Below are 16,057 nucleotides of genomic sequence, written 5' to 3' on the forward strand. Positions count from 1 at the left end.
CAAGGTTAAATGTCCTTAAGTGCTTGTTCATTAACAAGAAACAGCGTTCTTTTGCCAGTCTAGTAGCCAGCGTGCCCCATAAATTGGCGGAAGTTCCCTAAGAAACCGTTCGATCATGGATCGAATCAGATCCCTGGTCATTTCGGGAACGGTTTCCAATGCCTGCTTTAAGAGTATCAGTAAAATGGCCAGCGCTTCCGCAAAAGTCACCTGCTCAAGTTCTTCACAGCAGGCGTGAAACAGGGTCCCAAAAGTTCGGGGATCTTGGTTCGTCCGCTTGGCAAGGGCCAGCATGATGTATCGGCAGCACACCACATGGGCCTGAGCAACAAGAGCGTCATAAGACCGACTCTGGCACTCCTTGGCGAGATTGAGGAACGATTTCGCCATTTTAAAAAACACCTCAATGTCCCAGCGGCGCTTATAGGTCGTGATGATCTCTTCGTCACTCAGGGCTGTATCGGTGGAAAGCAGGGCCAGCCACTTTTTTGCGCGGCGGTCCCGCACAAAGACGATCTTCGCCGGAATCGGAACGCCCTTGTCGTCCTTGCCAATCTCGATTCTGACCGAAGCGAGAATCTTTGCGCGGCCTCGCCGCTTGCGGATCTTCCGGTAGAGGGCTGCCAGATGGATATCTTCCCCCTGGTAGCGATAGAAGATCTTTTCCGTAACCTTGAGCATACAGAGGGTATGCATCCCCTGGGCAAGCAACTTCCTCATGATTGTGGGATAAGCGAACCAGCTATCGAACAGAAGGTGACGGACCTCGATCCCACTTGCCGTGGCCTCGGCGACCATCTCGACCAGGACATCGGTTGCCTTGCGGATCGCTTCCCGGCGTCGCTTCGCTCCGTTGGTGCGACGGTCAAGATCTGAATGCATGGGAACCAGACGATTCTTTTCACTGCTGGAAGCCAGCAGAGCACAGGAAACAGGCAGAAAACTGTTACCGTCGGACCAACCCAGGGTGAGCATTCTGAATCCGCGATAATACCGATGGTCGGTATGGTCAAAAACCCGCGATAGCAACTCGACTTGCCGGCTCCGATTGCGCCGGTAAAGAGTATCATCGGCGATCAACACCTTCATATTGCCAGCGCCAGTTAGTTGCCTCAGCTCCTCTCGGATCAGCCGGGAGCTTAACAATAGAAGGAACCTTCTCCAATGGGTATGAACCGAATTGAGGAAGCGATACACCGTGTCCTTGGCCATACCGCAGTTTCCACCTCCTTCGAGGGTGCGGTACAGGTTCTTGCCGGTAAAGACCAGTGTGAACAGCATCCGGAATAAAGTGACAGGAGCAATCCCTTTTTCCTTATCGATGTTGCTGCGCTTCAGCAGGCTACTGATTCTCTGATTTTGAAAGAATTGATGAATCTGGTTTTCACAGGAAACGATGTCTGTTACAATTTTGCTCATAGCGTCACCTCGTGTTGTAAAGGGTTATTGTTGGCGAACAAAACCCATATATCACACGTTGTGACGCTATACAATTAATAATTACAATATGTTAAGAGTCATTTGCACCTGCGAAAGTTGAGTTAACAACATAAAAAAGACATTGTGAAATCTCTCTGTTTCATGTGATGCTGATAAAGGTTTACTATTAAAAAAACATCCTCGATTTTTATTATATTTTTTAATAGCAGGCAATCCTATGTTTGTCAATTTTATTGATCCAAGCAAACATATCCTGGTTCTCACGATTCTTCCAATCTGTTGATTCTATATAAAAAACGGGCGGCAAGAAGTATAAGTTGACGAAGCAGTGCTGGAATTGGTCCTCATGGGAAACTCATATTCCAATGAGGATTCATTGACCGAAAAACTGGCGGTAAAGCAGATTGATGTCCTGACCGAAAGAGTCAATTACTTCTGCTTCCATCAGATTTACATCACGAACGGGCTTACGTGCATCATAAGAGGATATTTTTTTCATTCCGAAGGCCCAGGAATTCAAATCAGGGTTTGAAATAGGACATTTTTGTCTAGGTTTTTTTTGACCGGCAGCGGACTACGCTTCCCGACAAGCCAAGGAGGAAATCCTTCTGGGGCTTTGTTGAATCATTCTGAATCACGGCGGCAGGAAAGACCGGTCAGTCGGCGGAGATTTCCACCAAGGATGGCCTCCCGTTCCCGATCACCGATGGCCAGGGAAAGCACTTTCTGCAGCTCGGCCTTCATGGTGCCGAAGGGGATATCCGACCCGAAGAGAATCCGCTCCGCTCCAACTTCCTGAACAAAACGCCCGATGGTTTGCGGTGTGGCCAGGGCCGTATCGAAAAAGACGTGCTCGTTCTTCTTGAAGGTGGCTAGGAACTCCAGGGGATTTCCGCCCAGCATCCCCAGGTGGGGAATAATGAGGTTGAGTTTTCCGGACCGCTTTGCCAGCGCTTCGGTAAATTCAAGCTCTTCCTCGACGATCAGGGGCAGGCCGATGGCCTCCGACTGTTCCAGAAATTCCGGCAGCGCCGGGTCATCCAGGACCTCATAGTTTGAAGAGCAGTCCGATATCCCCCGCGTCCAGTGCCATTTTCCCCCGAAAAAACCTTTTTCCCCGGGGATCGTCCGCAGGTCGTCGGGGATGTAATAATAGGGAATGAACTGGGGAATGCGGCGGGCTTCATCGAGGAGTCCCCCGTTGATGCCTTCATCCGCCAGGGCCTGTGAGGGGAAAGGAAAGATCACGATCCGGTCCACGCCGCTCTGCCGGGCCTGCCGAAGCAGCTCATCGGTGGTCACGGTTATGCCCATTTGCGCGGAAGGCCCCCAGTGGGTATGCGAATCAATGATTTCCACGGGTCATCCTCCACGTATTTCGGAATGTCCGGCTGGACATCCCCGCTTTTCGAACGTCTTCCCGCTGACTACTCGAAACAGAGTTTCTGGATTTCCCCGGGCGGTTTCAGGGGGTATTTTCCTGTGTAGCAGGCCAGGCAGAAGGACTCCGGGTTCATGTTCGCACTGCGGACCAGCCCGCTCAGGCTGAGGTAGTGCATGGAGTCCAGACCGATGAACCGGGCGATCTCCTCTTCGTTGTCTCGATGGGCGGCCAGGAGCTCTCCCTTTGCCGAAAAATCGATCCCGTAGGGGCAGGGAAAGCGGGTCGGCGGACAGCTGATGGCCATGTGGAGAGACTTCGCCCCGTTTTCCCGGAGATAACGGACCCTGTTGCGGCTGGTTGTCCCCCGGATGATGGAATCTTCGACAATCAATATCCTTTTTCCCGCAATCAGCGGCTTGACGGGGTTCAGCTTCACCCTGACGGCGAAATCCCGCATGGGCTGGGTCGGCTGGATAAAGGTCCGGCCCACATAGTGGTTGCGGATCATCCCCATCTCGAAGGGAAATCTGCTCTCTTCCGCATACCCCAGGGCGGCATAGTTGCCCGAATCGGGGAAAGGCATGACAAAATCGGCATCAGGCCGGTATTCCTGCGCCAAGGCATGGCCGAACCGCTTCCGGCAGAGATAGACATTCTGCCCGAAGATCTGGCTGTCCGGCCTGGCGAAATAGATGAGCTCGAAGACGCAGTGGGAATGGGGCATGCGGGGGAAGGGGCTCAGGCTGGTCACCCCCTGTTCATCAATAAGAATAATCTCACCCGGTTCGACGTCCCGCAGATACTGGGCGCCCAGAAGATCAAAGGCGCAAGTCTCCGATGCCACAACCCATCCGTCATTGAGGCGGCCCAGCGACAAAGGGCGGAAGCCGCGGGGGTCGCGGAAGGCGATAATCGAGTTCCGGGTCAGCATGACGATGCTGTAGGCGCCCTGAACCCGCTGGAGCGCCGCTTTCAAAGCCGCCTCAATGCCTCTCTTGAGATGGGGCGCCATGAGGTGAACGATGACCTCGCTGTCCATGGTGGATTGGAAGATGGATCCTGAGTCTTCCAACTCCCGGCGCAGGGACTGGGCATTGATCAGATTGCCGTTGTGCCCCAGGGCGTAGTATTCTTCGCCGTGATGAACGACAAAGGGCTGAGCGTTGGACAGGGAGGATGAACCGGTTGTGGAATAGCGGACGTGTCCGATGGCCATGGTGCCGGGAAGGCGGGCCAGATGTTCTTCATGGAACACTTCCGAGACAAGCCCCATCCCCTTGTAGGTCCGGACCGTGTGTCCATCCGCCGTTGCAATGCCTGCGCTTTCCTGCCCCCGGTGCTGCAGGGCGAAGAGCCCGAAAAAGGTGAGCCGTGCAGCCTCGGGATGCCCGTACACGGCAAAAATGCCGCAGGCCTCGCGGGGTTTATCTTCAAAAACAAGATCTTCATCCATGGGTTTCATGCCTGCACCCTGTCTCTGATGTCCTTGAAATGATAAGCCTGAAGGGGTTTGACCTCCCACTCTCCCTGGCGGACGGCCGCAACGGCTTCGCACAGCGCCCCGGCGCCGGCGATGGTCGTGGAATAGAGGATGTTGCAGGTTAATGCGCTGCGCCGGATGACGCAGGCGTCCCGGGTCGGCCGCCTTCCCACGCTCGTGTTGATGACGAGGGCCACTTCGCCGTTTTTGATCCGGTCCACGATGTGGGGCCGCCCTTCGCTGACCTTGAAAACCGTTTCCGCGGGGATATCCAGGCCACGCAGATAAGCGGCCGTCCCCTGGGTCGCCAGGAGCTCGAAGCCCATTTCCCGGAAGCGTCGGGCAATGGGTGCGATCTTTTCCTTGTGGATGTCATGTACGCTGATGAAGACCCTTCCCTCCCTTGGAATGGCAAACCCCACCGCCATCTGGGATTTGGCAAAGGCCAGCCCGAAGGAGGCGTCCATTCCCATGACTTCGCCCGTGGACCGCATTTCCGGACCCAGGACAATCTCTGCGTCGGGAAAGCGGTTGAAAGGGAAAACGGCCTCCTTTACAGACACGTGCGCAGGCCGGATGGCTTTCGTAAACCCCAGTTCCCTGAGGGAGCGCCCCAGCATGACCTTGGTCGCCAGCCTGGCCAGGGGGACCCCTATCGCCTTGCTGACAAAGGGCACCGTTCGCGAAGCCCGGGGGTTGACTTCCAGGAGATAGAGAACGCCATCCTTGACGGCATACTGAATATTCATCAAGCCGACCACCTTCAGTTCCCGGGCGATTTTTTTCGTCTGCTCCTCAATCCTTCCGAGGAACTCTTCGGAGAAGCTCAGGGTGGGCAGAATACAGGCGCTGTCCCCGGAATGGATCCCCGCCTCCTCGATGTGCTCCATGATGCCGGCCACCACCGTCTCGCTGCCGTCGCTGATGGCGTCCACGTCCACCTCGATGGCATCTTCGAGAAACTGATCGATCAGGATGGGATGATCGGGGGAGACCTTCAAGGCCCGCTCCATGAACTGGCTCAGGGTTGCAGCGTCATAGACGATTTCCATGGAGCGCCCGCCCAGGACATAGGACGGCCGGACCAGGACGGGATAGCCGATGCGCTCCGCCGCCGCCAGAGCCCCGGCCACATCCGTCGCCGTCGCATTGTCCGGCTGGTTGAGCTTGAGCTTGTTTACAATCTCCTGAAACCGTTTCCGGTTCTCCGCCCGGTCGATGGAATCCGGCGATGTACCGAGAATTCTCGCTCCCGCGGCCTCCAGGTTTTTCGCCAGGTTGAGCGGCGTCTGGCCGCCGAACTGGACGATGACGCCATCGGGCTTTTCACAGGCGATAATGTGCAGGACGTCTTCCAGGGTCACAGGTTCGAAAAAGAGCTTGTCGGAGGTGTCGTAATCGGTGCTCACCGTCTCCGGGTTGGAGTTGACCATCAGGCTTTCGTACCCCTCTTCCCGGAGGGCGAAGGAGGCATGGACGCAGCAGTAATCGAATTCGATGCCCTGCCCGATGCGATTGGGGCCGCCGCCGATGATCAGGACCTTGCGTTTATCCGAGGGCCGCGCCTCCGTCTCTTCCTCATAAGTCGCGTAATAATAGGGGGTATAGGCTTCGAATTCGGCGGCGCAGGTATCGACGAGCTTATAGACGGGCAGCAGATTTTCGGAAAATCGCCGGGAGCGGATTTCACCTTCCGGAACACCCCAGAGCTCCCCCAGCCTGCGGTCCGAAAAGCCCCATCGCTTCGCCTCCCGAAGCATTTCCCCCGATGGCCCTTCCAGCTGCAGGACGGCCTCTGCCTGGACAATCTGACGGATCTGATCGAGAAACCAGGGATCGATGCGTGTGAGCTGATGGATCTTCTCGAGGGTCATCCCGTATTTCAGGGCCGCAGCCAGGTAGAACAGCCTCAGGGAGTTGGGGGTGATCAGTTTGGCCTTTATCTGCTCCTCCAGGCCAGGGGCCTCCTGCAGGGGTTCGAGTAACCCGAACCGGCCGATCTCCAGGGAGCGGACCGCTTTCTGGAGGGCTTCCTTGAAGGTCCGGCCAATGGCCATGGTCTCTCCCACGGATTTCATGGAGGTGGTCAGGAAATCCTCCGTCTCGGGAAATTTCTCGAAGGTCCAGCGGGGAATCTTCACCACGCAGTAATCCAGGGTCGGCTCAAAGGAAGCCAGGGTCTCCCGGGTAATGTCGTTGGGGATCTCATCGAGGGTATAGCCGATGGCCAGCTTGGCGGCGATCCGGGCGATGGGAAAACCCGTCGCCTTTGAGGCCAGGGCTGAGGAGCGGGAAACCCTGGGGTTCATTTCAATCACGATCACCTCCCCCGTTTGGGGATGAACGGCGAACTGGACATTGGACCCGCCCGTTTCCACGCCTATTTCCCGCATGATGGCCATGGCGGCATTCCGCAAACGCTGGTATTCGGCGTCGGTCAGGGTCTGGGCCGGCGCCACCGTGATGGATTCGCCCGTGTGCACCCCCATGGGATCGAGATTCTCGATGGAGCAGATGATGACGACGTTGTCCGCCCGGTCCCGCATGACCTCGAGTTCATATTCCTTCCAGCCCAGCGCCGACTCCTCCAGCATGATTTCATGGATCATGCTGGCCTCGAGGCCCGCCCGGGCATGCTCCATCAACTCCTCCCAATTGTAGGCCACACCGCTTCCCGTGCCGCCCAGGGTAAATGACGGGCGGACAATAACGGGAAATCCGACCTCCTCCGCGGCGGCCAGGGCCTCTTCCACCGTCCGGGCAAAGCGGCTTCCGGGAACCCGGAGGCCGATGTTCTCCATGGCCCTGCGGAACAGCTCCCGGTCCTCGGCCTTGTGAATGACGGGCAGGGAGGCCCCGATCATCTCCACCCCGTAACGATCCAGGATGCCGCTTTCAGCGACGGCCACGGCGGTGTTCAGCCCCGTCTGGCCGCCCAGGGTGGGCAGCAGTGCATCGGGCCGTTCTCGAACGATGATCTTTTCAACGGCCTCGGGGGTAATGGGTTCGATGTAGGTCCGGTCGGCCGTTTCCGGGTCGGTCATGATCGTGGCCGGATTGCTGTTGATCAGGACCACGGAACAGCCTTCCTCCCGCAGGGCCTTGCAGGCCTGTGTGCCGGAATAGTCGAATTCGCAGGCCTGGCTGATGATGATCGGCCCGGAACCGATGATCAGGATCTTTTTAAGGTCTTTCCGCTTCGGCATAAAATGTCTTCTTGATTATTCCCATTCAATCGTGCTTGGAGGTTTGGAGCTGATGTCGTAGACGACCCGGTTGATCCCGCGGACTTCATTGATGATCCGATTGGCGATGCTTCCCAGCAGTTCATGGGGCAGCCGCGCCCAGTCCGCCGTCATGGCGTCATCGCTGGTGACGGCCCGGATGGCCGCAATGTTTTCGTAGGTCCGCTGATCCCCCATGATCCCCACGCTTTTCAGGGGCAGCAGGATCACAAAAGACTGCCAGAGTCGGCGATAGTAATCGGCGGCCTTGATCTCCTCCAGGAGAATGGCGTCGGCCTTGCGGAGGAGGGCCAGCCGCCTGGATGTGACTTCGCCGATGATCCGGATGCCGAGACCGGGACCGGGAAAGGGATGCCTCCAGATCATCTCGTCGGGAAGGCCCAGTTCCCTTCCCAGGAGGCGCACTTCGTCCTTGAAGAGGTGCTTCAGGGGCTCGATGAGCTTCATTTTCATCCGCCGGGGAAGGCCACCCACATTGTGGTGGGACTTGATCACGGCGCTGGGGCCTCCAAAGGCCGAGCGGGATTCGATGACGTCCGGGTAGAGGGTCCCCTGGGCCAGATAGTCCACATCCCGGATTTTTTGTGCCTCGCTGTCGAAGACCTCGACAAAGACCCGCCCGATGATCTTGCGCTTCCGTTCCGGATCCTCGACGCCCTTCAAGGCGGCAAGAAACTGGGCCCTGGCCCGGACGAACCGGATGTTCATGCGAAAATGCCTTTTGAACAGAGAAAGGACCTTTTCCGCTTCCCCCTGGCGCAGCAGGCCGTTGTCGACAAAGACGCTGGTCAACTGGTTTCCGATGGCCTGGTGGAGAAGCAGCGCCGCGACGGAAGAGTCCACTCCGCCGCTCAATCCCAGGACGACGCGTCGGTCTCCCACTGTGGCGCGGATCTCCTCCACGGAATTCCGGACAAAGGAGGCCATGGTCCAGCTTTTCCCGCAGCCGCAGATGAGAAAGAGAAAGTTTTCCAGCATCTTCTTCCCTTCCGGGGTGTGCACGACTTCAGGATGGAACTGGAGTCCGTAAAAGCGCCGCTTCGAATCCTCAACGGCGGCAACCCGGGTATTGGCCGTTTCCGCGGTGATTTCAAATCCTGCAGGCAACCGGTCGATCGTGTCCCCGTGGCTCATCCAGCAGCGGGTGTTCTCGGCGACGCCCGAAAAGATTCCGTCCCCCTCCCGCCGGATCACGTGCAGTTCGGCAAAACCGTACTCCCGCTTGGCCGACCGGATTACCTTGCCGCCCAGGCAGTCCACCATGTACTGCAGCCCGTAGCAGATGCCGAGAGTGGGAATGCCCAACTCGAAGATGCCTTTGTCCACCCGTGGGCTGTCGGGTTCGTAAATGCTTGCCGGCCCTCCGGAGAGAATGATCCCCTCCGGATTGAGCGCCTTGATCGCCTCCAGGGAAATGTCCGGGGGCTCGATCTGGCAGTACACCTCCAGCTCCCGGACCCGGCGGGCGATCAACTGGTTGTATTGGGATCCGAAATCGATAATAAGAATCATGATAGATGCCTCGCGGCCTTCAGGAAGGGTTCCGCGGCGCGCGCTTCTTCTCTGAAGACATGGTTTCAATAAAGGATTTAAAAAGATAAGACGCATCCTGCGGTCCCGGCGCCGCTTCGGGATGATACTGGACGCTCAAGGCACGAAGGGATGGATAGGCAATCCCCTCGGAGGTTCCGTCGTTCAGGTTTTCATGGGTCTGTTCCAGCTCGGAGGGAAGGGATTCCGGCAGGACGACAAAACCGTGATTCTGGGAAGTGATCTCCACCCTTCCCGTCCGCTTCTGCCGAACCGGCTGATTGATCCCGTGATGGCCGAACTTCAGTTTTTCCGTGCGGCCGCCCACGGCCTGTCCGAGAATCTGATGCCCGAGGCAGATGCCGAAGATCGGAAGTTTTCCCAAAAGCTCCCGGACGGTGGCCACAATATGAGGCAGCGCGGCCGGATCACCCGGCCCGTTGGACAGGAGCAGCCCGTCGGGAGACCAGGACAGGATCTCCGTGGAAGACAAGCCGGCGGGCACGACGACCACCTCGCATCCGGCCTCTTCCAGACAGCGGAGGATGTTGTATTTGACCCCGCAGTCCAGAACGACCACCCTCGGATGTCCAACCTGTTCCGCCAGCCGGTCCGGATCCGCCTTTTCGGCACATCCCTGCACCCAGCGGTAAGGCTGCCGGCAGCCGACAGTCCGGACCAGATCCCGCCCCACGAGACCGGGATAGGCCCGCACCTTCTGCAGCAGAAGTTCGATGTCCGAAGTTTCCGAGCTCAATACGCCGCGCATGGCCCCGTTAACACGCAGACGCCTGGTCAGGGCGCGGCAGTCCATTCCCTCCACTCCCAGCGTCCCCTGGGACTCCAGGAAGGCCTTGAGGGTCTGCCTGGATTGCCAGTTGCTGGGAAAATCCGAGTACTCGCGGACAATCAACCCTTCCAGGCAAATTCCGGCAGACTCCATGTCCCTGGGATTGATCCCGTAATTGCCGATCAGCGGATAGGTCATGGTCACGATCTGCCCCTTGTAGGACGGATCGGTCAGGATTTCCTGGTACCCTGTCATTCCCGTATTGAAGACGACTTCCCCCAGAACTTCACCGCCCCCTGCAAAGACCTCCCCCCGGAAGACGCTACCGTCTTCCAGAACCAGCAAGGCTGCTTTCTGCTTTCGCAACAGGGTCACCCGGTTTTCCCCCAATTCTCTGACCGCCTTTGAATCTCCCGCAGGAGAGCAAGGCGAATGCCGTTTGACATTCCGGCCGCCGATGACCGGCCGCCGCTGCTTGGCTATGAACTATCTACCTGGAATCATTAACTATTAAATAATTTTGTTCCGCTTCTTATATCAGCACCCGTCCGGATAATGCAACACCATAATGACGGAGCAGCCGTTTCTGCAGATCGTTAAAGCATCGGCAGATAGCGGTCAATTTCATAGCGGCTCACGTGCGTACGGAATCGATCCCATTCCAGCTTCTTGTTTTCCACGAATTTCTCGAAGATGTGGTCTCCCAGGGTCTCCCGGACCAGTTCGCTCGCGGACACCGCAACAATCGCCTCATAGAGGCTGCCGGGCAGAGAGCGGATGCCGGCCTCCTCCCTGGCTTTTTCCTTCATTTCAAAGATGTCCTCTTCAATCGGCTCCGGCAGCTCATAGCCCTTCTCCACCCCCTTCAATCCGGCAGCCAGCATCACGGCGAAGGCCAGGTAGGGGTTGCACGCCGGGTCGGGGGAACGGAACTCGATGCGGGTCGCCTGCTCCTTTCCCGGTTTATACATGGGAACGCGAATCATGGCGGAACGGTTGCGCCGCGCCCAGGACACATAGACCGGCGCTTCGTAGCCCGGCACCAAGCGCTTGTAGGAATTGACCCACTGATTGCAGATCGCCGTAATTTCAGGGGCGTGCCTCATCAGTCCGGCAATGTAGTGCTTTGCCATGGTGGAGAGATGATACGCGTCGTTTCCGTCAAAGAAGGCATTTTTATCCCCGACAAAGAGAGACTGGTGGGTGTGCATCCCGCTGCCGTTTTCCCCGAAGACCGGCTTGGGCATGAAGGTGGCGTAAAATCCGTTCTGGCGGGCGATCTCCTTTACCGTCGTCCGGTAGGTCATCACTTTATCCGCCATGCGGAGGGACTCATCGTAACGGAGATCGATTTCATGCTGGCTCGGCGCCACTTCATGATGGGAGTATTCGACGCGGATTCCCATCTCCTGGAGGGCGAATATGGTCTGCCTGCGCAGATCCGTGGCCACATCCACGGGCAGGCCGTCGAAGTATCCGCCTCTGTCAAGAAATTCCGGGGATTTGTCGCTGATGAAGTAGAAAAACTCAAGTTCCGGACCGACGTAGAAGGTGTATCCCCGGTCCGCGATTTTCTTCAGAGCCCGCTTCAGGACATAGCGGGGATCCCCCTGGTAGGGCGTTCCATCCGGATTCAGAATATCGCAGATCATGCGGGCCACCGGGCGTTCCGACGGCCGCCAGGAGATCATCTGAAAGGTGGTCGGATCCGGCATGGCAATCATGTCGCTTTCCTCAATGCGGCAGAAGCCTTCGATGGAAGACCCGTCAAACCCCATCCCTTCCGTCATGCCCTCCTCGAGTTCCGAAGGGGTCACGCTGAAGACTTTCTGCACCCCCAGGACATCGGTAAACCAGAACTGTATGAAACTCACGTTTTGTTGCCTGACGATCTTATGAACTTCTTCCTTCGTTTGGCAGTTGAACATTGAAGCCTCCTTTCTTCATACGTCAGCGGGCAAAAATCCCATTTCACCTCAAAACGCGGCTTGCATCGGCTTCGTTGGAACAGGACACGATAGAAAAGGCCAAAAGCGTGCCATAGAGGCTCAAGCATGGGATCTGTCCCGGCTCCCGATGAACCCCCGACACGCGGGCACCTCGCCTTACCCTCGCCAGGCCTGTCAGCTTATGAAACGCAACCTGATATCAATGGATAAAATCTCTGGCGGCAACAGGAAGTTCTTTTTTTTTCAAGAAAAGAAATGCCAGGAACGAACAAAACAAAATTGTATATAACATCTCAAAGAGAACAAATTTGTCCGAAAATTCCCGGTTGTCCCGGATCACCTCTTGTCCTCCTGCCTCAATCCCGGGGTGAGGAGGGGCTTGCATATTTCGCCTTGAATCTCCGGGGATCGATTCCGAGCTTCTGGATTTTATATTGAATGATCCGCTTTGTCGTCCCAAGGATTCGGGCGGCCTGGCTCTGGTTTCCCCGGCTTTCCTTCAGGGCGTCCACAATCATCCCCCGCTCCTGGGCTTCAATCATGGCATTGAGCTTGCCGGACTCTTTTCGCTCCCCTTCGCGGCTCCGAGTCTGAAGCGAGGGGGGCAGGTGGACCGTTTCGATGGAAGATCCCGTTGCCAGGAGTACCGCCCGCTCGATGCAGTTTTCCAGCTCCCGGACATTGCCGGGCCAGGAATGGCTCAAAAAGGCTTCCAGGACGGCATTGGAAATGGTCTTGATGGATTTTCCCAGCTCTTTATTGTACTTCATGATAAAGTGGTCCGCCAGGAGGATGATGTCGCTGCCCCGTTCTCGAAGGGGCGGAAGGTAAAGGGGAAAGACATTCAGCCGGTAATAGAGATCGGCCCGGAACTGGCCCGAGGCCACATCCTGCTCCAGGTTCCGGTTGGTGGCGGCGATAATGCGGACATCCACGGAGACGACCCGGGACCCACCCAGAGGCTGAAATTTCTTCTCCTGGATCACCCGGAGCAGCTTTGCCTGCGCCGCTGCGGACAGTTCGCCGACCTCATCGAGGAAAATAGTCCCTCCGTGGGCCTCCTCAAAACGGCCCCGGCGGTGATGAAAGGCCCCTGTAAAAGACCCCTTCTCGTGGCCGAAGAGCTCGCTTTCGATGAGAGTATCCGGCATGGCGGCGCAATTGACCTGGATGAGCGGCCCCTTGCGCCGAGGGCTGCGGTTATGAATCGCCCGGGCGACCAGTTCCTTCCCCGTTCCCGTTTCCCCGTTGATCAATACGGTCGCATTGGAATCGGCCACCTGGACAATCAGGCCGAAAACTTCCTGCATGACCTTGGAATGGCCTATAATCTCGGAATGGGTGATGGTCGAACGCCCCAGCATATCCCGAAGACGCCGGTTATCCTCTTCCAGGGCGCGGCTGTGAACGCTTTTGGCGATGAGTTCGGCGATGGAGGAAAGCATGGCCAGTTCCCGGTCGAGGTCCTCCACCTGGAGGACGGCCTTATCCGCCGATAAGACTCCGACAACCCGTTCGTCATAGACAATCGGCACGCAGAGAAAAGAAAGGTCCGAACGGTTGATAAAGCGCCGCGCACCGGTACGGTCGAGAAAGTGCGCCTCCTGTCCGAGATTGGCTACGGCCATTGGGCGGCCCGTCTGGGCCACCTTCCCGGTAATGCCCTCTCCGGGCGCGTACGAGACCTCCATCCCCTGGATATCGACCCCATGGGCCACATCGAGCCAGACTTCACCCGTTTCGCGGTCCAGCAGAGAGATCATCCCCCGCTGCATGCCGACCCGCTGGTTCATGGCCTGAAGAACCAGTTCCAGCTGATCCCGAAGTTCCCCCGGCTGGGCAAGGGTTCTGGCAATGGCGTGCAGTGCCGCCAGTTCTTCATAATTATGACTGCTCACGTTCCATCACCATCATCAGAATCGTTTCAGGACATCGATACATTTTTGTAGCAGCATCGCGAAGCATCCGCAAGATTATTTCCAGGAATGGCGCCAAAAATTTTTATCCGATGTTCATCCCGGCATAAAGGGACCTATGCTCGATAAACTGCCTGAATGCATGTCTTTTAAATGTACCGGGATTCCATGAACGTTGAGGCCGAGCGGAAGCCGCCTCCTTCTCATCAGGCCGTCCGGGAGATTTGAACGGCGTCCCGGAACGAACTTTTCGCGCATGGCGCCTGTTTCAGCGAAGATAACGCAATTATGAAGCCAAAGCGGCCGCCGGGAAAAAGAATGTGAACGCCGGGACCATACGGGAAACGACGGGGACAGGGAGGGGATGGAATCAGTCTGACTGGGGAGGAGCAGGAGCCGGTCCTCTCATCTCCTGCTCCCTTTTCTTGATCATGATCAGAACAGCAGCCAGGGCGGCCTGGGTCATCCCGGTGATGCGCCGGGCCTGCCCGAGCGTCTCCGGCTCTATCCTGGAAAGCTTCATCTTCAATTCATTGGACAGTCCCGGAACGGCCGAATAATCGAATCCTTCAGGAATCCTTCGGCTTTCCAGGTTCTTCATCCGGGCGACGGCTTCCCGCTGGCGGGAGATGTATCCCTCGTATTTCGCTTCAATTTCGATCTGCTTCCGGACGTGCCTGTCGGAGTCCGCGAAAACATCCTCCGGAAAATCCGGAACATCCCGAAAAAGATCAAGATCCTCCCAGGAGAAATCGGTGCGCTTGAGAAGCTGAAACAGGGAAAGGGGGTTTTTGATGGCCGGGCTCCCCTTTTTCTCCAGCTTTGAATTCACATCTGCACCGGGATAGATCCGCAGCGAGGAAAGCCGCTTTATTCCTTTCGAAATCCTCTGAATCCGATCGGAAATCCGCCCGAAATGTTCAGGTGGGATCAGGCCCAGTTCGAAGCCTCTGGGGGTCAGTCGGAGGGCGGCATTGTCCTCCCGGAGGATCAGCCGGTACTCCGCCCGCGAGGTAAACATCCGATAAGGCTCATCCACGCCCTGGGTTACAAGATCATCGATCAGGACGCCCATATACGCCTCCGAGCGATCCAGAACAAAAGGCGGACGGCCCTGCACCGCCAGGGCGGCATTGATTCCCGCCCACATCCCCTGTGCGGCGGCCTCCTCGTATCCCGACGTGCCGTTGATCTGTCCGGCCAGGTAAAGCCCCCGGATTTTCTTCGTTTCCAGCGTATGGTGAAGCTGCGTCGGCTGAACGAAATCGTATTCAATGGCATAGGCTGAGCGCATAATTTCCGCCTCCTCCAGACCCGGCACGCTGTGGACGATTTGTTCCTGGAGGTCGAGGGGCAGGCTGTTGCCCAATCCCTTGGCATAAACCTCTTCCGTGTCCAGTCCCTCCAGCTCCAGAACCACGGGATGGTGCCCCCGGTCGGCAAAGCGCATCACCTTATCCTCCAGGGACGGGCAGTAGCGGGCGCTGACTCCTTTGATGGCCCCGGAATAGAGAGGGGAACATTGAATATTTTCCCGGATCAGTCGGTGGGTTTCCGAAGTCGTGTACCCGAAATAGGAGGGAAGCCGATTTTCTCCCAGGCGTTCCGTGGACAGAGAGAAGGGTTCAAAGGCGGGATCGCTGTCCTGCCGCTCCAGACGGGAGAAATCGATCGTCGAGGCCTTCAGGCGCGGCGGCGTTCCGGTCTTCATCCGGCCCATTTCAAAGCCGAGATCACAGAGGCACTGAGCCAGGGGCAAGGAAGCCATCTCTCCGGCCCTTCCCGCCGAATAGTGCGCTGTGCCGACATGGATCAGCCCGTTGAGAAAGGTCCCGGGCGTGATGACCACCGCCCTGGCGCCGTAGCAAACGCCCGTGTGGTCCACCACGCCGGTGACCCGCCCATCCTCGATGAGGAGGCGATCGATGAGGGTCTGATGGAGATGAAGCCGCGGCTGCCGTTCCACGATGGATTTCATGGTCAGCCGGTAAAGCTGCTTGTCGCACTGGACCCGGGATGACTGGACGGCCGGCCCTTTGGAGGCGTTGAGGATGCGGAAATGAACGGCGGTTCTGTCCGCCACCCTGCCCATCTCGCCGCCCAGGGCGTCGATTTCCTTGACGAGCTGCCCCTTGGCCAGTCCGCCGATGGCGGGGTTGCAGGACATCAGGGCGATGGAATCGAGATTGATGTTGAGCAGGAGGGTTTCGCACCCCATCCGGGACGCCGCCAGCGCCGCCTCGCAGCCGGCATGGCCGGCCCCTACGACTATCACGTCAAATTGCTTCATCGGTGTCTCTTTCTGGAACTATCGAAGCGATTC

The 16,057-nt window shown here is 57.5% G+C and carries 9 protein-coding genes; all 9 read right to left on the reverse strand.

Going from position 1 to position 16,057, the window contains the following annotated elements; genetic code table 11:
- Positions 1 to 30: 30 nt before the first annotated feature.
- The gene (locus ACJ77P_RS13610) at positions 31 to 1,419 is read right to left on the reverse strand and encodes a transposase (protein ID WP_273697206.1); all 1,389 of its coding nucleotides are present in this window, start codon (positions 1,417 to 1,419) and stop codon (positions 31 to 33) included.
- Positions 1,420 to 2,064: 645 nt separating this feature from the next.
- A complete protein-coding gene (locus ACJ77P_RS13615) occupies positions 2,065 to 2,799 on the reverse strand; it encodes an amidohydrolase family protein (RefSeq protein WP_408998543.1) in 735 nt (244 codons plus the stop codon).
- A gap of 68 nt (positions 2,800 to 2,867) precedes the next feature.
- On the reverse strand, positions 2,868 to 4,277 hold the full coding sequence (gene purF, locus ACJ77P_RS13620; protein ID WP_408999434.1) for an amidophosphoribosyltransferase: 1,410 nt from the start codon (positions 4,275 to 4,277) through the stop codon (positions 2,868 to 2,870).
- A gap of 5 nt (positions 4,278 to 4,282) precedes the next feature.
- Complete coding sequence (carB, locus tag ACJ77P_RS13625; RefSeq protein WP_367360016.1) at positions 4,283 to 7,510, reverse strand: carbamoyl-phosphate synthase large subunit; 3,228 nt, start codon at positions 7,508 to 7,510, stop codon at positions 4,283 to 4,285.
- A gap of 15 nt (positions 7,511 to 7,525) precedes the next feature.
- Positions 7,526 to 9,061, reverse strand: a complete 1,536-nt coding sequence (gene guaA / locus ACJ77P_RS13630) for a glutamine-hydrolyzing GMP synthase (protein WP_408998544.1) — start codon at positions 9,059 to 9,061, stop codon at positions 7,526 to 7,528.
- A 19-nt stretch (positions 9,062 to 9,080) separates the two neighbouring features.
- The gene (carA, locus tag ACJ77P_RS13635; RefSeq protein ID WP_367360018.1) at positions 9,081 to 10,244 is read right to left on the reverse strand and encodes a glutamine-hydrolyzing carbamoyl-phosphate synthase small subunit; all 1,164 of its coding nucleotides are present in this window, start codon (positions 10,242 to 10,244) and stop codon (positions 9,081 to 9,083) included.
- A 221-nt stretch (positions 10,245 to 10,465) separates the two neighbouring features.
- Positions 10,466 to 11,797: a glutamine synthetase family protein gene (locus tag ACJ77P_RS13640; RefSeq protein WP_408998545.1), complete on the reverse strand. Its 1,332-nt coding sequence runs from the start codon at positions 11,795 to 11,797 to the stop codon at positions 10,466 to 10,468.
- Positions 11,798 to 12,174: 377 nt separating this feature from the next.
- On the reverse strand, positions 12,175 to 13,716 hold the full coding sequence (locus tag ACJ77P_RS13645) for a sigma-54-dependent Fis family transcriptional regulator (protein ID WP_367360020.1): 1,542 nt from the start codon (positions 13,714 to 13,716) through the stop codon (positions 12,175 to 12,177).
- 388 nt (positions 13,717 to 14,104) lie between these two features.
- On the reverse strand, positions 14,105 to 16,024 hold the full coding sequence (mnmG, locus tag ACJ77P_RS13650; RefSeq protein WP_408998546.1) for a tRNA uridine-5-carboxymethylaminomethyl(34) synthesis enzyme MnmG: 1,920 nt from the start codon (positions 16,022 to 16,024) through the stop codon (positions 14,105 to 14,107).
- Positions 16,025 to 16,057: the final 33 nt, after the last annotated feature.

The organism is Syntrophus buswellii, assembly GCF_046097065.1.
GTDB classification, from domain to species: Bacteria; Desulfobacterota; Syntrophia; order Syntrophales; family Syntrophaceae; genus Syntrophus; species Syntrophus buswellii.